The following is a 20,154-nucleotide window of genomic DNA, read 5'->3' on the forward strand; positions in this document are numbered from 1 at the left end:
TCATCCAGGCCGGGCTCCGGCTGGTTCTCATAATAAGGTCGGGTTGATGAACCCGCCCGCAGTGCAATCGGATTTGCCTGACCGTACTTGAACAAATCGGGCCGTACCGGCACTACCATGGTTTTGTAATCATTGGTTTGGAACGGAATCAAGTACAGCGTCTCGCTGCCCATGGTGGTCACGTTCTGCCCTACATTTATGTCGTCCGCTTCAAATACAAAATAAGCCGTGTTCTCCATGGCTCGTTCCGTTGGACTGACCGGCTGGCCGTCGATCGACAGCGACATGGACCCTGCGGTGGTTGACGAACCGATCAGAACCCGCTCATCAGACAGAACATCGCCATCAAGAACGTTCAGCGCAGGGCTTTTCTCATTCCCAGCCAGGCTGATCGTTTTCGGAGCCGTTGACGTTGTGTTAAAGGTATCGGATGCTTGGAAATAGTAGTCGAGTGTCGGGCTCCCGAACCATTCCATCATCTCCAACGAGTAGCGGAAGCGTCCGTCGGCGCCGCGAGGCGAGGTTACCATTTTATAATTCGTCGTCTTGTTGGATTTATAGTATAGATTAACGGACGCAAGAAGACGATCATCTGCCGCTTCGGCCATCAGCTCAATTGGCTTGATCAGGTCAATGCCGGAGTGATCTGAAAGATCCTTTACCGACGGCGGGACAGGGTCGTTCACAGTGAGGACAGGCTCCGCGGGTACATTAGCCGGGTTGAAGGTTCCCGGGGAGGCCGGCAACGTCTTGGAGCTGAGCTTCTTCATATCGAGACTGCCGGCGTCTGGAACGCCGTACTCGATACTCATATCCGCAGCTGTATCGATCACGCCTGGATTAAAGCTCGCACGTACAATGTCGGTTCCTGTATTAGTAGCTACCACGAGGGTTCTTTCCCTCAGGTTGTTAAGACCACCGGGAATCCGGACAATATCTTTATTTTCAACAAGCGAGGTTTGAAAATGCTGATTAAAGTCAGCCACCGTCTTGGGCTCCCCTGACGCCGTAACCGCCCAGAAAACCATGGCCTGCTTAGGCTGGATGATAATCTGTTTATCGGTGTAAGGCCGCCAGAATAAATCCTGGCCGGGCTCCCCTGGGTACCTGTATAAAATAGAATAGTCCTTGAAGTCGATCGGCTGGTCGCTGTTGTTATAAACCTCTAGGTACTCGTAGGGATCCTCTCCCAGCGCATCGTCTCCACCCGAATCGGGGACCATTTCAGTAATGAGCATGCGGGGGATTCCAGCTACCGCTTCGAGTGCGGCTGCGCTTTCTGCAGCTGCAGGGCTACTAAGCTGCAGAAGAGAGCCGGCGGCAAGGTGCGCGGCCATCAGGCAGGTGAAGCAGCGGGTTAACAGTTTCTTGTTCACTTGTTAGTCATCTCCTTGTTTTCAATTTTCACAATGATTTCGAAGTACAGGAAATAGCTTCATTCTTTTATTTAATTAATAAATCATTTAGATTTATTAATTATCGATAAATATCATTCGCCATCAATGCCACGTTTCCTCTTTTGTTTATGTAAAGGTTTTTTTGAGATATGGAAATAAGATTGGGTTATAAGTGAGGGTGTAAGCAGAGCCGCGGCATATTTTGATAGCGGAGATTCCAGTTCAAGCTGATGCGATGACCCCAAGTGGGGTACATTAGTTTTTTCTTCATCATAGATTACTACCCATTCAAAAAAAAGAAGCAGACAACAACTGAGACTCATCAGATGTCTGCTTCTTTTTGTATCTTTATTCATTAAATTATATAAAAATGTATTTTAAGTATTTCTGAAACTAAACGTCTAATAAGTAAGCTATTCTAAAAAAATAATAAAAAATTATAAAATAAAAAAAACACACATAAGCCTGTGCCATATAGGCTCGGGCGACGACATTTGTGTTCAAACTCAACGACATTTCATCTTCCAGTCACCGACATTTCAAGTTACAACTCACAACAACAAAAACAGCCAGGGCCCCCGCCCTGGCTATTATTCAATTACATCTGCTATATCCGCAGTTGATACAATTCTTACACCCTTCGCTGTTCACCAGCGAAGCCGATCCACACGACGTGCACAAGTCCATCGCCGCGACACTCGTCGCGCTCGGAGCCGCGTGCCCGCCAACACCCGCTGCGCCAGCCGCCGGCGCTGCATCCAACACTTCACTCGTCGCGGTCACGTAGTTTCGCGCATCGTCAGGCTCGCTCATCACTTCGTCGTGCTGCTCGAGCGCTTTGGCAACCGCGTCTGCGATCGACTCGACGCGGTTGTTGCCAAAACCAATGGCGCCGGAGCCGCCAATGCCCTTCAAGTGCTTCACGAGCAGCTTCACTTTGTCACCGTGATCGCCATAACGCAAGAACAAGGAGCACACGCGGCCAAGTGCTTCGGACATCGCGAACACGTCGGAGCCAGCTTTTCCTACGTTAAGGAATATCTCACTCGGCGTTCCGTTCATATCATTGATCGTGATATACGCCATACCGAATGGCGTATTCACTTTATAAGTAGCGCCACGCAGAATTTGCGGACGACGCTTGTATTGCTTATCGAAGCCTTGCTCCGTCTTAGCGTCCACATTTACAGCAAGTTTGCCAGAAATGGCAGTAAAACTTTCTTTCTCCACAACAGCCTCTGCCGCGACAGCTACTGGAGCAACTTCCGGCTGAGCCTCCACTTTTACTTCTTCCTTCTTATCCGAGCTTGTGCTTAATACCTGGACATCACGGCTGCCATCGCGGTAGATCGTTACGCCTTTACAGCCCAGATCATACGCCAATTCATAGAGTCGTTTCGTTTCTTCAACCGTGAAATCAGCTGGACAGTTAGCTGTCTTAGAAATGGAGCTATCCACCCACGTCTGAATAGCTGCTTGTGCACGAATATGGTCTTCAGCGGACAAGCTCATGGAGGTAACGAAATAATCCGGCAGATCTTGATCTGGATTCGCGTCTTTCCAATTCTGCGCAATCGGCACATACTGTTTATCGAAGCCTAGGCGACTTTGACGATAGTACTCGAATGCGAAGTAGGGTTCGATCCCTGTCGATGTGCCAACCATCGTTCCGGTACTTCCCGTTGGCGCTTGGGTAATTACTGTCACGTTACGCATACCATTCTGATGAATGGCCGCTCCAACCTCAGGATATACCTCTGTCATTTTGCGCATAAAGCCGCTTTCCATAAATTTATCCTCGATAAAGGCTTGGAAGGATCCCTTCTCGCCTGCAATCTCAGATGAAGCTAGATACGCTTCTCTCGCCATGAACCCATAAATCTTGTCCAAGAACTCGAGTGATTCAGGGCTGCCGTACCGTATTTTCAAAAGAATCATAAGCTCCGCCAGACCCATCGTACCTAGTCCTACCCGGCGCTCATTTTGCTGATTCACCCGATTTTCTTCAAAATGATACGGTGTTTTGTCAATGACATTATCCAGAAAACGCGTTGAATAGCGCACGACGGTAGCAAGCTCTTTCCAATCGACGTCGTGCTTCTCTGCATCATAGAACTTCGATAGATTGATCGCCGATAAATTACAAACGCCCCAAGCCGGAAGCCCCTGTTCCCCACATGGATTCGTGCAAATGATTGGATTGAAGTACCAACTGTTGGACATCTGATTGTAATATTCCAAGAAAACTACGCCAGGCTCAGCGGATTTCCATGCCGACTCAATAATCGAATGCCAAACATCACGCGCGCGAACCGTGCGATAAGGCTTAACCGCCTTGCCTAATTTCTTCCACGCATCTAAGTTACCATCCCACAGCTCATTGTATTCTGGATCTGTCGTATCCGGGAACACCAGTTCCCACTCCAAATCTTCCTTCACTGCTTTCATGAAGCCATTGCTGACACACACGGATAAGTTTGCGTTCGTAATCTGCCCCATGGTGGACTTCACCGTAATGAAATCCTCCAAATCCGGATGCCAATCATTAATCATCAGCATTAACGCCCCACGACGGCTGCCACCTTGCTCGATCAAGCCTGTCGTATAACTAAATAATCCGCCCCAAGAGACAGCACCGCTGGACGATCCATTTACACCTTTCACCACAGAACGTCTTGGACGAAGCGAAGACAGGTTGATCCCAACGCCACCACCGCGTGACATAATTTCCGTCATTTCGGTCAACGTGTTCATAATCCCACCGCGACTATCCTTCGGTGAAGGAATAACGTAGCAATTGAACAAAGTCAATTCATCACTCGCATCCGCGCCTGCTGCAATACGGCCCCCAGGTACAAGCTTCCAATCGTTCAGAATATATCTGAACTTCTCTGTCCATTCCTGACGCTTCTCCGCTGTCTTCTCAACCGAAGCCATCGCGCCTGCCAAGCGATCCCACATTTCTTCCGGTGTTTTCTCCATATTTAACGTTAGCTTCTCAACTGCAGATTCCACGGTTTCCCCACTGCGCGTTCGAACTTTCACGGTATTTCCTTCACGACTAATAATTTCGCCAACCTCTTTTGCTGGGAATTTAGGATCATCCTTGGTCAAAACGAGGACGGTATCCCCCACCTTCGCATGACTCGTATCTGCGTTCTTAAGTGCGTAGCGATCCAAAAAGATTTTCTCACTTAATCCCGTTAACTTCTTGCTCTCATAAACATTCCCCATGCCATAAGCCTCCCAATAGACTACATATTCAGCTGCATTTAAGATAGTCGCTACAAGAGTTAGTAGCCCTTATTTCACAATATATGGTAGTGCCAAATAATTATACTACACAACATATGGATGTACCATTGGCAAAAGAACCAAATTCACTCTAGTCACGAATTTACTAGCTTTGACGCGTCTCTCATCCTTTGTTAACCTATAAGTAGGATACCACATCAGAGTATTATTTAGAACATATGTTCCATAATTATTTTATTCCTAAGGAGTGCACCCACATGTATTTTTATAAAAATGAATTCGTACATAAACAAGTCATTCAAATCTCACCTGATGATCGCGGCTATTATTTCGGAGACGGCATTTACGAAGTATTCCGCGTCTACAATGGACAAATCTATGAAGGCCCAGCACATATGCAGCGACTCGAACGAACAGCTAGTGAAGTACGCCTTCCCTTACCGCATACGAGTGAAGAAATCCTATCTATTTTAAACAAGCTCATTGGGCACAACAACCTCATCGAAGGCACGGTTTATTTGCAAATCACTCGTGGAGAGGCTCCTCGCGCGCATCCTTTCCCTACACAGGCTGAGCCGGTTTTACTAGCCTATTGCTCTGAGGTCAAGCGTCCCTTAGCCACCATTCAGAATGGCATCAAAGCCGTTACACAACCTGATATTCGCTGGTTACGGTGCGATCTCAAGACTTTAAATTTGCTGCCAAATGTCCTAGCGAAGCAAGCTGCACTTGATCATGGTGTACAAGAAGTCGTGCTTCATCGTGAAGGAACGGTGACCGAATGCAGTGCCTCGAATCTAATGATGGTGAAAGATCAGGTTCTCTACACGCATCCTGCCAATCATTTAATTCTACATGGTATTACACGTGCTGTCGTACTCCGAATTGCGCATGCCTTACAACTACCAGTCAAGGAAGAAGCTTTCACAACGGAACAACTTCTTCAGGCGGATGAAGCTTTTATCACAGGTACGACGGTAGAAATTACACCAATCCTTCAAATAGACGGCCAATCGATCGGTTCTGGTTCACCTGGTCCAACAACTCAGAAACTTCAAGCTGAATTTGAACGAACCTTCCTCAATTAGAAGGCGCACACGCCTCAACCACACAAGGGCAGCCCTAGTCATCTCATCTGGCTTCTAAGGCTGTCCTCCTTTTTGTGTACAAGCCTCTTCTCTTCATTTGCATCTCTTCATTAATGCATCTCTTCACTCGCATCTCTTCACTCGCATCTCTTCATTCCCCTCCCGACAAATCTTTACAAATAAATCACAAATTCGGATAAAACAATTGACGGAAACCCATGAGCCAATTAAACTATGGTTAATTATAAAAAGAACTTGGGCACTCCGCACCATCATACTTTGCTGAACAAAAGCGTTAAAGTGGTGCGAGAGCACTGCGTCCAAGCAATATCTTGGAACTTCGAGAGGGGTAATTTTGTTGAAAAAGAAAGCACTCACATCCATCGTATTATCCGCAGCTATTATGTTAGTAGCAGGTTGTGGTCAAAAAGCTGAGCCAACACCTGTAGCAGGCGGCGCAGCGTCAACAACGCCAGCAGCTACAGCAGCCGCATCCAAGACTTACAAGATTGCGATTTCACAAATTGTTGAACATCCATCCTTGGATGCAACACGCCAAGGCTTCCTTGCAGCACTTAAAGATGCAGGCATCGTAGAAGGCACGAACTTGAAAGTGGACTTTAACAACGCACAAGGTGATCAACCCAATAACTTATCCATCGCTCAAAAAATTGCTTCCGCAGACAACGATCTTGTACTTGGTATTGCAACGCCATCCGCACAAGCAGTCGTGCAGCAAGTGAAGAAGGCTCCAATTCTTTTCGCAGCTGTTACAGACCCTCTTGCAGCTAAAATCGTAACCAACGTGGACAAGCCAGGCGGTAATGTATCCGGAGCTTCCGATACGAATCCAATGGCCATTGCCCAATTGATGGACTTCGTTGCAGCTAATATGCCGAAGATTAAGACAGTTGGTCTTGTCCTGAATGAAGGAGAACCAAACGCTGTCATTATGGCCAAAAATGCTGAGCAATCTTTAACCAAGCATGGGATCAAGCTCATTAAAGCACCTGTTACGAACACATCAGAAGTTAAACAAGCAGCACAATCTCTTGTTGGACGTGTAGACGCATTCTTGATTACGCTTGATAACACGGTTGTTAGTGGTGTGGATGGTATCATTCAAATCGCGAACGAAAAGAAGATCCCATTCTTCTCCAGTGACCGCGATACCGTTGAAAAAGGTGCCTTCGCAACAGTTGGTTTCAAATACTATGATCATGGTTACCAAGTAGGTCAAATGGCTGTCGACATTTTGAAAAATGGTAAAAAACCAGCCGACATGAAAGTTACCGTGCCTGACAAAATGGATCTCATCCTAAACCTAAAGGCTGCTAAAGCACAAGGCATCGAAGTAACGGATGCAATGAAAGCCGCAGTAAAAGATAAAGAGAAAAACATTATTCAGTAAAGTATTCAGACACTAAAGGGGTGAACGTCACTTTCGTTCACCTCTTTTTTTCAAAGTTAGGAGGAATAATGATGATGGATTCAATGACTGGTGCCGTCGAGCTAGGACTTCTCTATGCGTTGATGGCGCTAGGTGTTTATGTTACGTTTCGTATTCTTGATTTCCCTGATCTAACCGTGGACGGTAGCTTTACAACAGGCGGTGCCATTGCTGCGATTCTGATTGCGAATGGCTATTCACCGCTTCTTGCTTGTTTAGCCGCTTTTGCAGGTGGACTTGTGGCTGGCGCTTGTACAGGACTGCTTCATACGAAGGGTAAAATTAATGGGCTTCTGTCCGGGATTCTCATGATGATTGCCTTGTATTCAATTAATATGCGTATCATGGGCAAGCCGAACATTTCGCTTCTTGGCGTAGATACGTTGTTTACTTCCATGTCACCAATTACCGTTGTTTTGATCATTGTGATTGTATTCAAATTGTTGCTCGATGCGTTCCTGCATACCGATCTGGGTCTTGCCCTCCGTGCAACTGGGGACAACGCACGCATGATTCGCAGCTTCGGTGCCAATACGGACCGGACCACGATTCTAGGCTTGAGCTTGTCAAATGGATTAGTGGCTTTATCCGGTGCACTTATTGCGCAGCAATCAGGCTTTGCGGACATCTCGATGGGTATCGGGATGATCGTGGTCGGACTAGCTTCCGTTATTATTGGGGAAGCGATTTTTGGGGCTCGCTCCGTTTTCCAAGCGACACTCGCTGCTGTACTCGGTTCCATCGTGTACCGAATCGTTGTCGCATTGGCGCTTCGAGTCGACTGGCTGAAAGCGTCTGACTTGAAGTTAATTACCGCGATTATCGTCATTATCGCGCTCGTTCTCCCTTCCGTGCAGCGAGCGATCAAACAAAAAGCGAATGCGAAGAAGCGCTCTGCTGAGCTCCTCGAGCTCGCGCTGCAAATGAACAAAGGAGGTGAGCGCTAATGCTGCAGCTCTCGAACGTTTCCAAACTCTTTAACCCTGGTTCTGCCGACGAGAAAATTGCGCTCATCGGTATCAACCTAACCCTCAAGCCCGGTGACTTCGTCACGGTCATCGGCAGTAACGGCGCCGGTAAATCGACGCTGATGAACATCATTTCCGGTGTCATGACCCCTGACGCCGGCGAGGTCGCTATCAATGGTGAAGTTATTCACCATCTGCCTGAATACAAGCGCAGCCAGTGGATCGGCCGCGTCTTTCAAGACCCCATGGCAGGGACGGCTCCTCGTATGACCATCGAGGAGAATCTCGCCATGGCGTATGCCCGCGGCAAGAAGCGCGGGCTCAGCTTCGGCACCAACGCGCGGAAGCGCGCGCTGTTCCTGGAACAGCTGCAGCGCCTCGGCATCGGCTTGGAAAGCCGTCTGCGCGCGAAGGTCGGTCTGCTCTCCGGCGGCGAGCGACAAGCCCTCAGCTTGCTAATGGCAACGTTCACCGAGCCGCAGATTCTGCTACTTGATGAGCATACAGCCGCGCTCGATCCCTCACGGGCTGAACTGATCACACGATTGACTGAGGAAATCGTGCGCGAAATGAAGCTGACCACACTCATGGTCACGCACAATATGGAGCAAGCGATTCGTCTCGGTAATCGCCTGATCATGATGGATAAAGGTCGCATCATTCTTGATGTGAACGAGGAACGGAAGAAGAACCTCACGGTAGCGCAGCTTCTCGGTGAGTTTGAACATATCAGCGGCAATAAGCTGGCGGATGACCGTGTCGTACTCGGGTAATTAAAGAAGGACAGTCATTAGCGTAGATTATTCTACCTAATGACTGTCCTTTTATTTGGAAGTATACCGATGAATCAGCTAACTGTAAAAACTCCAGTTATTTTAGATCATTTTCGGTCAATTGCTTGGATAACTGGAAAACCTACAGCTAATCCAGCGAGTTTTGACCAAGCAGCCAAGATTGGCTGATATTACCTGTATAAAATCCATTTATACTACATCACCATCATGGCAAGGACTTCCTACCTGGCCAACTTTTCGCAACCATTAACGTCGTAAATTCCACTCATCCGTGCCATATTTCTCTTTCACCAATCGCTCCGTAAGTTCTACCTCATAATCCGTCAAAGACGACTCGGCAAGTTCGACTCCAAGGCCTAGCGCGATTTCACGCCGGAACGCTTCCTCAACTTCGCCTAGTGTAACTTCCGCTTTGCCTTGCGCACGCAGCAATTCATTAATCGCCACCGCTTTCTTCAGAAAGCTTTGTTTCATGCGATCTGCCACCTTCTCATTGGAGAAGCGCAGCATCCGAAATAATTGATCCGTATCCATATCCAGCAAGATCGAGCCATGCTGCAACACAACGTTTTTCTGCCGAACCTGCGCGCTGCCAGCGACTTTGCGACCTTCCACAACCAACTCGTACCATGAAGGTGAATCGAAACATGCCGCAGAGCCAGCGGAGGCATACTTCTCTTTTTCCTCATCGCTTGCCAACTGCACCATTTCTGCTGCTAGGCCTAGCGCACGAAAACCTTGCAATAACCCCTCACTCAACACGCGATAAGCTTCTGTCACATTGCGGGGAATGCCTGGATAATCCTCAGCAACGATGATGCTATACGTCAACTCCTTATCGTGCAGCACAGCTCTCCCGCCAGTGGGCCGTCTCACAAATCCGATTCCCTCGTTCGCTACCGCTTCCTGATCCACTTCTGCCGCCTTTTGAAAATAACCAATAGATAATGTAGCTGGATTCCATCCGTAGAAACGTACCGTTGGCGGAACTTTGCCTTCGCTGTGTGCGGTAAGTATCGCTTCATCTAAAGCCATATTTTCAGCAGGAGATCGATCCCCTGTATGTATAAATCGCCAAGCTGTCATCTCATTCGACTTCCTTTCGTGTAGCACGTCACTTTTTCCCAAAAACTAATCTCTATCATAGCATATTCAAGTTCAGCGTTCGACCTCTGACAACGTCCCCTAGTAAAACTCTTACATGGGAAAAGTTATGAAAGATTCTTCTCTGGACATACTAACAAGTATGCGACGTTTGCGAGGGTAGGCGCAGTATCAGAACGTTTAGGAGGGCAAAGCCATGCGTCAACATGATCAGCAAGAGAACATTCGCCCCATTCATAAACAGCTGGATATGCATTTTGAGAGGGACTGGTTTACCGAGCTGGACAATCGTGTACGTGGAGGAGGTCCTTGGGATGACTGGACCTTATATCAGCTTGCCTACGAATCGGAAGAATCGGGGCTTATTTCTACGTTTGATGATATGCAATGCCTTGCGCATTTAGGGACGCTAGAACCTATGGCGCATCAGATTGATACAGCGAAACGAGTGCTCAACGAGATGCGTGGACGGGCCATTTTGGCCGATGAGGTTGGACTTGGGAAGACGATTGAAGCTGGATTAATTTTAAAAGAATACATGATCCGCGGGCTTGTCCGCAAAACACTCATCCTTGTACCCGCTTCCCTTGTGCTGCAATGGGTTCGGGAATTGAATACCAAATTCGGCATCCCTGCCGTTGCGCATAAAAAAGCCTATATGTGGCAGCAAGCGGACATCATTGTCGCCTCGATGGACACAGCCAAAAGGGATCCGCATCGCGAGATTGTGATGGGCCTTGAATACGATATGCTCATCGTCGATGAGGCGCACAAGCTGAAGAATAAGAAGACGACCAACTACACGTTCGTTAACGAGCTGCGCAAAAAATACTGCCTGCTCCTCACAGCTACGCCTGTGCAGAACGATCTCAAAGAGCTCTACAATCTGATCACGCTGCTGAAGCCAGGTCAGCTTGGCGGGCAGAACAGCTTCAAGAGCAACTTCGTTGTTGGCAAACGGACACCGAAGAATGAGATTCAACTGCAGCAAGAGCTTTCTAAGGTAATGATCCGCAACCGTCGGGGAGACGGGGGTGTTCACTATACGAAGCGTATTGTGCGTAATATCCCCCTCACGCTCTCGGATGATGAGCAGGCGCTCTATGATGGGGTTACGAATTTCGTCCGAACACGCTATTCCGAAAGTGGCGGCGATCTCAGCTCCATGCTTTCTATGATTACGCTTCAGCGTGAGGTCTGCAGTTCGCGAGACGCTGTTTTTATTACGTTGGTTAATTTATTTAAAAAGACAGCTGAAGACTCGCCAGTACGCCCCAAAATTTGGGAGCTCGTTGAGCTTATTCGCAGCATTAAGTCCAATAGCAAAGCAGAAACGACGATGCGACTTATCCAAGACATCAATGATAAAGTCATTATTTTCACGGAGTATCGGGCATCGCAAGAATATTTATTGAACTATCTCAAGGAACATAAGATTACGGCCGTCCCCTATCGCGGTGGCATGAATCGCGGCAAAAAAGACTGGATGATGGATTTATTCCGAAATCGGGTACAAGTACTTATAGCTACCGAGGCGGGTGGCGAGGGTATTAATCTGCAATTTTGCCACAACATGATCAACTTCGATCTGCCGTGGAACCCAATGCGCGTAGAACAACGGATCGGTCGGGTTCATCGCCTCGGGCAAACGCATGATGTGAACATTTACAACTTATCCACAAGGAATACCATTGAAGAACATATCCTTTCGTTATTGCACGAGAAAATCAATATGTTTGAATTAGTAATTGGGCAGTTGGATACGATTTTGGAGAAAATCGAGAAACGCGGCTCGCTTGAAACATCCCTGTTCCGCATGGTGATGGAAGCCGGCTCCGGCGAGGAAATCCGTCGTAAAATCGATGAACTCGGACATTCCATCAGCGAAGTAAGAGAAGAGATCGAACAAAATCCGCAATATGGCGCCAAGTTCCAAGACATTCTTGATGCTGTAGGCGGTTCCCAAGGTGTGGAGGTGGGCCCATGAATAAACGAAACATCCACTCGTTCGTGATACGTTTTCTCGAAGCCTACGATTGTCAGATTCTAGAGAAAACACCTGCCTCAGTGACGGTTAAGCTCTCTCCCGAGGCAGATCGGGAAATGACGGGCCGACCTTACTATTGGAGCTTTATTGAGCGAACAGGTGCTGCTGCGGAAACAATGACGTATAAATTCGTGATCGATCCCGAGCAAATGAAACTGGAAACGAAGCCGAAACCCGCTGCTATAACCGCTGTCCAGAGCCCTCCGTCCACTGGTTATGGGCCATCTGGTACAGGCGGTGCTGGTGCTCCTGCAGGTAGTGCGCCGGACAGCATACTCGGCCGTTATTTCGGCTTCGTTCCGACGACCATCACTACACGTGTACCACAAGATGATGTCACCTTCGGCAGCCGACGACTTGACCAGATCTTCGGTATCGTCCGCGAGCGTGGTCGGTTCATACATGTATTCGAAGAGCCCTTCCCAACAGGTGCGACGTACCATGCCTCCCTCGTCTACAATACGTGGCTCTGTGTGAACTACAAGGTTGAGCTTCTCTGTGATCGCAAACGTACAGAAATTCATTCCCTTGCGATTCAGCTGGGCACCGGTGAAATTCGCGAGCATTTTCATAAGCAAATGCTAACAAAAAGTCTGTCGCCGAAGCTCCCTGCGAATAGTCATATTTTACCGGATACGATTTCAATTCCGAAGGCCATCAATGCCCTGGAAATGATGCTCGAGCGTAAAGTCAGCACCTACGACCACCGCTGGGCCGATGAAGCGAATGCCCGGCATCGCAGTGAAATCGATCGTGTGGAAGGCTACTACAACGGCCTTTTACTTGCAGCAGAACCTGACAAAAGAGATGAAATCGAAATTCAATGTCGGAATCGCTTGGAAGAGATCGATTGGCAGCATAAGCCACGGATCGCTGTATCCGTCATCAATGGCGGACTATTTCACTTAAATGCGAGCCGAAACGCGTCCAGAAACTGACGCAAGTCGCTAAAACCTCGCAAATAACCCGCAACAGGTTCTAACATTCTTTTTAAGGCATACGCATTACAATAGTCACATACACTAAGAGGTTAGCGAGAGGCAGGTGAACGAAGATGAAGTCGTGGACCACTTGGACAGCCACTTGTATTATTTTGTGCAGTATTGGCTTCATGCCCTTACACATTTCAGCTGTTGACAACATAGGCGGGACAAGCCCTACGCAGACGCAAGTGAAGGAACCTAAAGCAGCAGCTTCAACACCGGACTTGACGAGTACATCATCATTCGGTTCAACAATTAGTAAGTGGCAGTCGACGCTTGCGAAGGAAGATGGTTTTGCAGGTTGGCTGAACGCACGCTGGAACAGCTACCCACTTGGACCTGGCACCCATGGTTGGGTCGTCATCCTCACCGATCAAGGTCAAGAAGTGGGCTACATGATTGTGCATGCCACCGACTCTGGCGGTTTCCGTTTGACCGAATATGGGACAGGCAAATCTCCTTTATTTAGTTTGGCTACGTTGTATCGCTCTTTGATACAACAAGAACTCATCCCTTCTACTACCTTATACGACGATTTTGTTCAAGATGAAACGATCATTGAAAACCGCTTATATATGGATACCCTTGCTTCTATTTGGAAAATCGTGCTGGATGACGAGACCTATTATCTCGACGCCAAATCAGGGGAGTTGCTTCCGCTGACGGAGGATCCAACGCCACGCATGGCGTATGATCTGAGTGTCTCAACCGATTTATCGCATGGTACTGCTCAAAGCTTGATACGCCCCCCATTTGATCCTTATGAACGGATGCCATGGATTAAAGGCACACCGTTGCAAGTGTCAACCTTGCCTGAGCTCAAGATTGCCCTTGAGCAGCAAGGTGATCTTACCTACGTCACGAAGTTGTATGATGATCAGGTGACGATGCCGTTAACTGTGTTAGGTTATCAACAATGGATATATGGGGATAACTATCTCATACTCGAACATGATGGCCCGCGGTATGTAGGATTGGATGCTTCGCTAGTGCTTGGGAAGATCTATCCGTAATCAGAGGGAACTAGTTCACAATAAAAAGAGGCTGATCACAAGTAGAAGATTCTACAAGTGACCAGCCTCTTTCCGCACATTTAACCACGCTCATTTTCTCGACTTCGTCCGACCAAACAACATCCGCGTTGCTAATGGCAGCATCCCAAACCACCGAGTCTGCCAACCCTCACGCTGTTCCTTCATCGATGCCTTGGCTTGTTGACGAACTTCCTTCGGCGTGTCGATATAGGTAACGACTTGTTGGGTTATGTACTTCACAAGATCATCGCTTTTTGCCATACGCCCACCTGCCTTTTACCCTTATTGTAACCAGAGCAACAAGGCTTTAAACTACACGAAGACAGGTGGCAGGCCGCCTACTTATTGCCATTCACCCTGGTCTTCCGCCGCTCTCCGCAATAATTTTATCTGCAAAGGATTTAATCGTGCCACAGCCTAACAGCATCGGCTTATTATCGCATTGCAACAGCAAGGTTTGAGCATTCGTATCCCAGGCATATTGGAAGCCAACATTCATGCTGACGACTGAAATCGTAAATTTGCCTGATGCTGTGTTAGGAATAGCAAACCCCTGCCTCCTGCCTACCTGCTGCAATGCTCTGAATACGGAAGGCGAAATCCCTTTATACATCCATGTGCTACAAGTTGCCATAGGTTTTCTCACCTCTTTCAATTAGGATCATTAAATTGTATGAGGCAAGAGCATAAATCGTGCTTATTTCAATAAAAAGCCTATTTTCGAATCGTAGCAATTGCTTCTAATCTCGTCCAACAAACATAAGCTAGAGTAACTAGAGAGAGAAAGAGGTGTTGGTTTGAATGTGGGAACTAATGCTTGCAACCGAGCAACTTGATATTTATATGGATGAAGTCAATCTAAGACTCGAGATCCGATTGAAGTCAGAACGGGATTCTACCCCTTTAACAATTCGTATGAACCATACAGATTTGACCCAGTTAATCTATACCCTGCTGGAAATCAATCGCAGCTTTCGAGGAGATATCCCTTTTTTTCATACGAAAAAGCTGCCAGGCAAAGCTTAACCGGGCAGTAAAAAAGCACGATGCACTCCCCCACCTTCCAGTGGTTCGGAGCCATCGTGCTTTTTCTCATCGAATGTAGATCCGATGTTTAGTTTCTGTTGATTCCTGCGATAGAAGCGATGAAGCGCAAAATGTATAGGAACAAGTTAATAAAATCAAGATAGATATTCAATGCAGCAAGTGGAACGGCTTCCGCTGCGACACCGTTACGATACTGTGCCACGTCATAAAGCACCCAACCGCTAAAGATCAGAATCCCCACCATGGACCATACCAAATTCATCATGGATCCAAAGTGTAAGAACATGCCGAGCACACTCATTAGCACAAGTCCAATCGTTCCTGCAAATAAGAATCCACCTAAGAAGCTGAAATCACGCCCAGAACGGTGAGCATAGAATGCCAATGAGCCAAAAATCGCTGCCGTTGCAAAAAAAGCACCCGACACCACGCTAGCCCCCAGTTGACCGCCGTACGCCATGATGACCGGATATAGCGTTACCCCCGAAATGGCTGTAAATGCGTAAAGAAAGCCGTAGCCAATATTTTTGCCGCGAATACGAATCACGATAGCGGCTACCAGCATTGCGACCTCTGCAATGACGAAAAGCATAACCATGGATGGCGGTACAACCATCGCACCGATCAATGTTCCAAGAAATGAAACTAATAGAGAAATGGCAAACGTTTGAAGCACATGTGCAAAGCTGCCGGATTGTGTAATCGTAACGGTTCTATCCATCGAATTCAGCTCCTTTAGATATAAAGAAATGTACAATCTATCCTATGTATTATACCTGTAATTCATGAAAACCGCTACAGGGTGCGGTTGGACATGAAAACACCCTTCTCTGAGAAGTCAGAAAAGGGTGTTTCGAGCGATGCGATCAAGAGGACTCGAACCTCCACGGGGGTAAGCCCACACGGACCTGAACCGTGCGCGTCTGCCAATTCCGCCATGATCGCGTTTACAAAATTAATATACCATGTGACGCAAAAGCTCGTCAATGAAACTTTTGTCACTAGGTATAATTCGGTGACCACTTCCTAAACCTAATCCCAAAGGAGGTATGACCTATGAATGAAGAAGAAATCAAAGCACTAGAGCCGAAATATACGGGCAATCAGCGTCATTTGACCGAGGGTGAAGCTGAGGGGATCGTTCATGATCCGAATTTCAAAAACGAGAATGAAGATGACGATCTCTCTGACATGGATGCGCTAGCGACAGGCCTCGGATACGGTGTGTTCCGCAGAACGTAACTAAGCCAACTGCATAAACGAGAAGGGTTCCTAACCATCAATGTGGCAGGGGCCCTCTTTTAGCATTAAAAATGCAAAAGTACATCCTTTTTTATCCAAATTAGCCTTTCAAATTAGTCATTTTAAGCCAATTTTCACAAAATAAGTGCACTTTCGCATCTTTCCGCGTTACCCTTGCGAATGCGCCGCAGCGCGCTTGCTCATTTCAAGCTCATATAACTGGCCAGAGGCTAGGATAGCTTCATGCACCGTTCTACCAATCATGTACCCCACCGTCGTTGCTGTACCTGCATAGCGGAATGTTGTTCCTCTGCCCGTAGTCGCAATCAACACGGCATCTGTCGTCGTTCCTGTTGCGATTTGACCATCCACGGTAATATGCAATGACTGCAAAGCGGCAGCTTTCGCTTCCGTCGCGGTAATAACCGCATTTACCATCGCCGCATCCGTCAAACTACCTTCGATGACAATAATCGTATTAATCGTTCCTGGATAGAGCGAAGTAACTGGCAATATGGCACCTGCTCGTGCTTTATTCCCCAGTCCGACAGTCACCCATGCAGCAACACGAAGTGATTCGTCCTCATTTACCGCAGCTACAGGCTGCACATTTTGTTCTTCTTCAAGTGGCCATGCTAACTCACTAAATCCAACATCATTCACCCACGCCGCGGTGAGCATCCCAGCCGTATCTTGAGGCTCCAGCCCTTCTCGAGCAATAAAAGCCTCCATCTCCACCAACGGGTCGGTCTCGTTATATGTCTTGTCCACTTGTCGGTTCATCAACACCCGGTTGTGACCAAAACCACCACCCCACGGAGAGGAATTCAAGGTTCGCAAGGGATTTTCGCTTGTAATCTGCATATATCGTCCGTGTGGCGATACCACTTGCTTCATCTCAACACCAGCAATTAAACTTCTAGCTGAAGTTCCCTCTCTCTCACTCTGCATCATCGGATAGATCATCCGGCGTTATCGTTTCCTGAGGCAACATGAACGCTGGCGGCCTTTCATTCTCATAAGGCTGATACACGTATCCGCGGGCAAGCTTGACGACTCTCCGATTTTTTTTGCGAATAAGAACCGTCTCATCATCCCAAGCCACAACAATGCCACGTACATCGTTCGCTGGGCTGACATCTCGAATGACACGCAGCAGTGTGCTATCTACGCGATATTGATCCAATTGTTCTTCTGTAATCATCTATGTAGCACCTCCATTATAGGCATGGTTAAAATCATCTATCCTTCTTAGCATACACCAATTCGAGATTCGATGAAACTTTACATAAATCCACACATCTTCGGTTAACTTAACGAGGACGAGGCACGCGATAAGGCAAAGGCTAACTCATGCCTACCGTAAGGGGGATATTCCAATGGAGAAGAGAACGTACTACATCAATGTAGGCACGGGAGAAGTACTCGAAGACAGCACGGCACTTGATTATGAATTCGAAATATCCGCAACGGAAGATGATATCGCCAAGCTGCAGGAGCTTTTTGAGGAAACCGACAATTCGTCTCAAGGCAGCTACGCAACTTCCTGGCTTCCCTGGAAAGTATATTACTCCAACGAAACGAATCAGGAATATGATTACTATTTAACCGAAGTGTATCGTACGCTGCACCGGCTTGGTACTGAACAAACGAAGCGGCATATCGAAACCATGAACGTGTTAGAGAATGGCATCTAGCTGGAAACATTGAAAAGGCCAAGAATCCCTATGGAATTCATTGGCCTTTTGTCATATATGGGTTATTTAACTTACATGCTCTTTCGAATCGTTCGTTTCAAACCAGAAATCAAGGACTTTGCTTGACATCACACGTTTCTTAATATAATCCGATTGTGCAACAGAGAACTGCTGCTCCCACTCGATTGTTAGCTCCGTACAAAGCTTTACGATTGTTAACAACTCGGACCAGGCTACATAGCGCTTATACCAGAAAAATTGAGGGTGTTCAATCATATACGGATACAGGTCATCAAACTCTGTATGTTTACAATCAAGCGCACGTTCAAAGTGAGTCTTTGCTTCCCCTAGCTTTGTCATAAAATAGTCAATGGAACCATTTTCGATACCCATAGATGTCAGCCTCCTCTCTTACCTTGTAATCATTATAAAGGATAAATCGGTTTCAGGGAAGTCATTCTCATGATGTAAAATCAGTCAAAAATGATCTTCCCGTTTGCAAGTGAAGCAATCCGAGCAAGTGACTCTACGCGAATACCACGTTCACGAATGGATTTACCGCCATTTTGAAAGGATTTCTCAACAACAATTCCGACTCCTACAAGCTCTGCTTCTGCTTTTTCCACAATGCGAATTAGGCCGCGTGCAGCATCCCCGTTGGCGATAAAGTCGTCAATCAACAGGATTCGCTCCCCTTTTCCCAGCAAATGCGAGGACACCATAATATCAGTAACAATTCCTTTGGTAAAAGAAGGAACACGTTCACTATACGTATCTTGATCCATCGTCAACGTCTTCTTGCGACGAGCAAATACCATAGGAACGCCAAGTTGCAAGGCTGTCGTATACGCAATAGGAATACCGGAAGATTCCACAGTTAACACTTTGTCTGGCTTGGTCTCTCTAAACAATCTTGCAAATTCTTTCCCCATCTCCATGATGAGAACAGGATCTACCTGGTGATTCAGGATAGCATCAAGTTTAAGTACTTGATCAGATGCAACGACACCGACCTCTAAGATCCGCTGTTTTAATAACTCCATGAAATCGGCCCCCTATAGCAGTCTATTATGAGTAAGTTACCATATTGCTCCCGCCTGTTTCAAGTCCATTTAGAAAATAACAAAAAACACTGAAACTTTTTGGTCTTCTATGGTGTCTATATATATATAAGGATTTCATTCAATTGGAATTCGTTCTAGAATTGCTCACATTTGGGCACGAAGATGCATTGAAAACCTTCGATAAAACAGTATCATTAATCTTACTACTATTTTCACAACAATAACTACTCTTCGGAGGAAAGGATAGATGGCAATGAACAACCTAATTAAACCCATTCTTATAGGCTGTATGCCTGTTGCAATTGCATCATTCTTGGTGACTGGATGCCAAGAATCATCTGCTCCTGCTCCAAAGGCTACCATAGACGTAACTTCAACTTATGTACCTTCACAGGTTAACCAGGAATCCTCACCTCCGATTATCGTCGCAACCCCGACAGCCACACCTTCGGTAGACGAGAGCATGAAGCATGAGGCACAAGTAGCTGGTATTACCAAAGTAGATCAAGGCGATACACCCGCATCGCAAGTGTACACAAGTCCAAAACCAACCGCTAAACCGAAGATTAAAGCTGAAGATGCTTACCAGCAAGAAAAGCCGACCTTGATGGGATTAAAGCTAGGCACCCCAAAAGCTTCAGTCTTGGAGCGATTTGGTAAAGTGAAGAAGCAATTCGTCATGGAAGAAGATAACATTGAAGTTTATGATTTCAACGACTTTTCGGTTGGTTTCAATAGCAAAGGAACGCTTGAATTCGTAGATGTGCACTCGATAGATATTGACCCAGGGTTACATGGCTTACGTTTAGGGCAAAGTCAGCAGGATGCAATCGCCATCCTAGGCAAGCCTGATTCGAACTCCACCTATGTGCTTTCTTATAAAGCGCAGGGCACTTTACTTAAGATCGATATCGACCCTCATGACAATACGATCCAATCCATTAAGCTTTTTGCAAATTCGTAGCCACTACATTCAACAAATCA

Annotated in this window: 22 protein-coding genes and 1 tRNA gene; 13 read left to right on the top strand and 10 right to left on the bottom strand. The window is 46.9% G+C overall.

Annotated features, from left to right (window positions below; translation table 11 throughout):
• The first annotated feature begins 237 nt into the window (after nt 1-237).
• On the top strand, nt 238-444 hold the full coding sequence (locus L6I86_RS23160; RefSeq protein WP_236290799.1) for a hypothetical protein: 207 nt from the start codon (nt 238-240) through the stop codon (nt 442-444).
• A gap of 786 nt (nt 445-1,230) precedes the next feature.
• Complete coding sequence (locus L6I86_RS23165) at nt 1,231-1,383, top strand: hypothetical protein (protein ID WP_236290800.1); 153 nt, start codon at nt 1,231-1,233, stop codon at nt 1,381-1,383.
• Nucleotides 1,384-1,991: 608 nt separating this feature from the next.
• Here L6I86_RS23165 and L6I86_RS23170 read toward each other — a convergent pair.
• Nucleotides 1,992-4,631 carry an adenosylcobalamin-dependent ribonucleoside-diphosphate reductase gene (locus L6I86_RS23170; protein WP_236290801.1) on the bottom strand — a complete coding sequence of 880 codons (2,640 nt, stop codon included), beginning with the start codon at nt 4,629-4,631 and terminating at the stop codon, nt 1,992-1,994.
• Between the two features lie 278 nt (nt 4,632-4,909).
• Here L6I86_RS23170 and dat point away from each other — a divergent pair, with 278 nt between their 5' ends.
• From dat to L6I86_RS23190, 4 genes are all read left to right on the top strand, one after another.
• Nucleotides 4,910-5,740, top strand: a complete 831-nt coding sequence (gene dat / locus L6I86_RS23175; RefSeq protein WP_236290802.1) for a D-amino-acid transaminase — start codon at nt 4,910-4,912, stop codon at nt 5,738-5,740.
• Nucleotides 5,741-6,098: 358 nt separating this feature from the next.
• Entirely contained in the window at nt 6,099-7,151 is a 1,053-nt protein-coding gene (locus L6I86_RS23180) for an ABC transporter substrate-binding protein (protein WP_236290803.1), read from the top strand.
• 71 nt (nt 7,152-7,222) lie between these two features.
• Complete coding sequence (locus tag L6I86_RS23185; RefSeq protein ID WP_236290804.1) at nt 7,223-8,137, top strand: ABC transporter permease; 915 nt, start codon at nt 7,223-7,225, stop codon at nt 8,135-8,137.
• Nucleotides 8,137-8,931, top strand: coding sequence for an ABC transporter ATP-binding protein (locus L6I86_RS23190; protein ID WP_236290805.1), 795 nt, complete (start codon nt 8,137-8,139; stop codon nt 8,929-8,931). Before L6I86_RS23185 ends, L6I86_RS23190 begins: the two co-directional genes overlap by 1 nt.
• Nucleotides 8,932-9,198: 267 nt before the next feature.
• On the opposite strand, the gene L6I86_RS23195 is transcribed toward L6I86_RS23190, so the two are convergent.
• Complete coding sequence (locus L6I86_RS23195) at nt 9,199-10,038, bottom strand: lipoate--protein ligase family protein (RefSeq protein ID WP_236290806.1); 840 nt, start codon at nt 10,036-10,038, stop codon at nt 9,199-9,201.
• A gap of 214 nt (nt 10,039-10,252) precedes the next feature.
• Between L6I86_RS23195 and L6I86_RS23200 the strand changes: the two genes are divergently transcribed.
• From L6I86_RS23200 to L6I86_RS23210, 3 genes are all read left to right on the top strand, one after another.
• Entirely contained in the window at nt 10,253-12,043 is a 1,791-nt protein-coding gene (locus L6I86_RS23200; protein WP_236290807.1) for a DEAD/DEAH box helicase, read from the top strand.
• Nucleotides 12,040-13,041, top strand: a complete 1,002-nt coding sequence (locus tag L6I86_RS23205; protein ID WP_236290808.1) for a YqhG family protein — start codon at nt 12,040-12,042, stop codon at nt 13,039-13,041. Before L6I86_RS23200 ends, L6I86_RS23205 begins: the two co-directional genes overlap by 4 nt.
• A 116-nt stretch (nt 13,042-13,157) precedes the next feature.
• A complete protein-coding gene (locus tag L6I86_RS23210) occupies nt 13,158-14,099 on the top strand; it encodes a hypothetical protein (RefSeq protein WP_236290809.1) in 942 nt (313 codons plus the stop codon).
• A 90-nt stretch (nt 14,100-14,189) separates the two neighbouring features.
• On the opposite strand, the gene L6I86_RS23215 is transcribed toward L6I86_RS23210, so the two are convergent.
• Both L6I86_RS23215 and L6I86_RS23220 read right to left on the bottom strand, forming a co-directional pair.
• Nucleotides 14,190-14,381: a YqzE family protein gene (locus L6I86_RS23215; protein WP_056615913.1), complete on the bottom strand. Its 192-nt coding sequence runs from the start codon at nt 14,379-14,381 to the stop codon at nt 14,190-14,192.
• Nucleotides 14,382-14,472: 91 nt separating this feature from the next.
• On the bottom strand, nt 14,473-14,754 hold the full coding sequence (locus tag L6I86_RS23220) for a hypothetical protein (protein WP_056615916.1): 282 nt from the start codon (nt 14,752-14,754) through the stop codon (nt 14,473-14,475).
• Nucleotides 14,755-14,921: 167 nt separating this feature from the next.
• On the opposite strand from L6I86_RS23220, the gene L6I86_RS23225 reads away from it, so the two are divergent.
• Nucleotides 14,922-15,146, top strand: a complete 225-nt coding sequence (locus L6I86_RS23225; RefSeq protein WP_236290810.1) for a hypothetical protein — start codon at nt 14,922-14,924, stop codon at nt 15,144-15,146.
• Nucleotides 15,147-15,234: 88 nt separating this feature from the next.
• Here the strand turns inward: L6I86_RS23225 and L6I86_RS23230 are convergent, their stop codons facing one another.
• Entirely contained in the window at nt 15,235-15,888 is a 654-nt protein-coding gene (locus tag L6I86_RS23230; protein WP_236290811.1) for a Bax inhibitor-1/YccA family protein, read from the bottom strand.
• Between the two features lie 140 nt (nt 15,889-16,028).
• Nucleotides 16,029-16,112: transfer RNA gene (locus tag L6I86_RS23235), tRNA-Leu, on the bottom strand.
• A gap of 111 nt (nt 16,113-16,223) precedes the next feature.
• On the opposite strand from L6I86_RS23235, the gene L6I86_RS23240 reads away from it, so the two are divergent.
• A complete protein-coding gene (locus tag L6I86_RS23240) occupies nt 16,224-16,409 on the top strand; it encodes a hypothetical protein (RefSeq protein WP_236290812.1) in 186 nt (61 codons plus the stop codon).
• A gap of 168 nt (nt 16,410-16,577) precedes the next feature.
• Here L6I86_RS23240 and L6I86_RS23245 read toward each other — a convergent pair whose 3' ends face one another.
• A complete protein-coding gene (locus L6I86_RS23245; protein ID WP_236290813.1) occupies nt 16,578-17,375 on the bottom strand; it encodes an adenosylcobinamide amidohydrolase in 798 nt (265 codons plus the stop codon).
• Nucleotides 17,350-17,613 carry a hypothetical protein gene (locus L6I86_RS23250; protein ID WP_236290814.1) on the bottom strand — a complete coding sequence of 88 codons (264 nt, stop codon included), beginning with the start codon at nt 17,611-17,613 and terminating at the stop codon, nt 17,350-17,352. The genes L6I86_RS23245 and L6I86_RS23250 overlap by 26 nt, the downstream gene beginning before the upstream one ends.
• 175 nt (nt 17,614-17,788) lie before the next feature.
• On the opposite strand from L6I86_RS23250, the gene L6I86_RS23255 reads away from it, so the two are divergent.
• Nucleotides 17,789-18,106, top strand: coding sequence for a hypothetical protein (locus L6I86_RS23255; protein WP_236290815.1), 318 nt, complete (start codon nt 17,789-17,791; stop codon nt 18,104-18,106).
• Between the two features lie 66 nt (nt 18,107-18,172).
• Here the strand turns inward: L6I86_RS23255 and L6I86_RS23260 are convergent, their stop codons facing one another.
• Both L6I86_RS23260 and L6I86_RS23265 read right to left on the bottom strand, forming a co-directional pair.
• Nucleotides 18,173-18,499, bottom strand: a complete 327-nt coding sequence (locus L6I86_RS23260) for a hypothetical protein (RefSeq protein WP_056615938.1) — start codon at nt 18,497-18,499, stop codon at nt 18,173-18,175.
• Between the two features lie 80 nt (nt 18,500-18,579).
• Entirely contained in the window at nt 18,580-19,149 is a 570-nt protein-coding gene (locus L6I86_RS23265) for a xanthine phosphoribosyltransferase (protein WP_236290816.1), read from the bottom strand.
• A gap of 268 nt (nt 19,150-19,417) precedes the next feature.
• On the opposite strand from L6I86_RS23265, the gene L6I86_RS23270 reads away from it, so the two are divergent.
• Nucleotides 19,418-20,134: a DUF4309 domain-containing protein gene (locus L6I86_RS23270; RefSeq protein WP_236290817.1), complete on the top strand. Its 717-nt coding sequence runs from the start codon at nt 19,418-19,420 to the stop codon at nt 20,132-20,134.
• Nucleotides 20,135-20,154 lie beyond the last annotated feature (20 nt).

It is taken from the genome of Paenibacillus allorhizoplanae (assembly GCF_927798215.1).
In the GTDB taxonomy this organism is placed as follows: Bacteria; Bacillota; Bacilli; order Paenibacillales; family NBRC-103111; genus Paenibacillus_E; species Paenibacillus_E allorhizoplanae.

Bases quoted from the DNA above. Each gene is read 5' to 3' on its own strand.
- L6I86_RS23160 (WP_236290799.1), top strand. From the start codon at position 238: ATGGCTCGTTCCGTTGGACTGACCGGCTGGCCGTCGATCGACAGCGAC.
- L6I86_RS23165 (WP_236290800.1), top strand. From the start codon at position 1,231: ATGAGCATGCGGGGGATTCCAGCTACCGCTTCGAGTGCGGCTGCGCTT.
- L6I86_RS23170 (WP_236290801.1), bottom strand. From the start codon at position 4,631: ATGGGGAATGTTTATGAGAGCAAGAAGTTAACGGGATTAAGTGAGAAA.
- dat (WP_236290802.1), top strand. From the start codon at position 4,910: ATGTATTTTTATAAAAATGAATTCGTACATAAACAAGTCATTCAAATC.
- L6I86_RS23185 (WP_236290804.1), top strand. From the start codon at position 7,223: ATGATGGATTCAATGACTGGTGCCGTCGAGCTAGGACTTCTCTATGCG.
- L6I86_RS23190 (WP_236290805.1), top strand. From the start codon at position 8,137: ATGCTGCAGCTCTCGAACGTTTCCAAACTCTTTAACCCTGGTTCTGCC.
- L6I86_RS23195 (WP_236290806.1), bottom strand. From the start codon at position 10,038: ATGACAGCTTGGCGATTTATACATACAGGGGATCGATCTCCTGCTGAA.
- L6I86_RS23200 (WP_236290807.1), top strand. From the start codon at position 10,253: ATGCGTCAACATGATCAGCAAGAGAACATTCGCCCCATTCATAAACAG.
- L6I86_RS23205 (WP_236290808.1), top strand. From the start codon at position 12,040: ATGAATAAACGAAACATCCACTCGTTCGTGATACGTTTTCTCGAAGCC.
- L6I86_RS23210 (WP_236290809.1), top strand. From the start codon at position 13,158: ATGAAGTCGTGGACCACTTGGACAGCCACTTGTATTATTTTGTGCAGT.
- L6I86_RS23215 (WP_056615913.1), bottom strand. From the start codon at position 14,381: ATGGCAAAAAGCGATGATCTTGTGAAGTACATAACCCAACAAGTCGTT.
- L6I86_RS23220 (WP_056615916.1), bottom strand. From the start codon at position 14,754: ATGGCAACTTGTAGCACATGGATGTATAAAGGGATTTCGCCTTCCGTA.
- L6I86_RS23225 (WP_236290810.1), top strand. From the start codon at position 14,922: ATGTGGGAACTAATGCTTGCAACCGAGCAACTTGATATTTATATGGAT.
- L6I86_RS23230 (WP_236290811.1), bottom strand. From the start codon at position 15,888: ATGGATAGAACCGTTACGATTACACAATCCGGCAGCTTTGCACATGTG.
- L6I86_RS23240 (WP_236290812.1), top strand. From the start codon at position 16,224: ATGAATGAAGAAGAAATCAAAGCACTAGAGCCGAAATATACGGGCAAT.
- L6I86_RS23245 (WP_236290813.1), bottom strand. From the start codon at position 17,375: ATGATCTATCCGATGATGCAGAGTGAGAGAGAGGGAACTTCAGCTAGA.
- L6I86_RS23250 (WP_236290814.1), bottom strand. From the start codon at position 17,613: ATGATTACAGAAGAACAATTGGATCAATATCGCGTAGATAGCACACTG.
- L6I86_RS23255 (WP_236290815.1), top strand. From the start codon at position 17,789: ATGGAGAAGAGAACGTACTACATCAATGTAGGCACGGGAGAAGTACTC.
- L6I86_RS23260 (WP_056615938.1), bottom strand. From the start codon at position 18,499: ATGGGTATCGAAAATGGTTCCATTGACTATTTTATGACAAAGCTAGGG.
- L6I86_RS23265 (WP_236290816.1), bottom strand. From the start codon at position 19,149: ATGGAGTTATTAAAACAGCGGATCTTAGAGGTCGGTGTCGTTGCATCT.
- L6I86_RS23270 (WP_236290817.1), top strand. From the start codon at position 19,418: ATGGCAATGAACAACCTAATTAAACCCATTCTTATAGGCTGTATGCCT.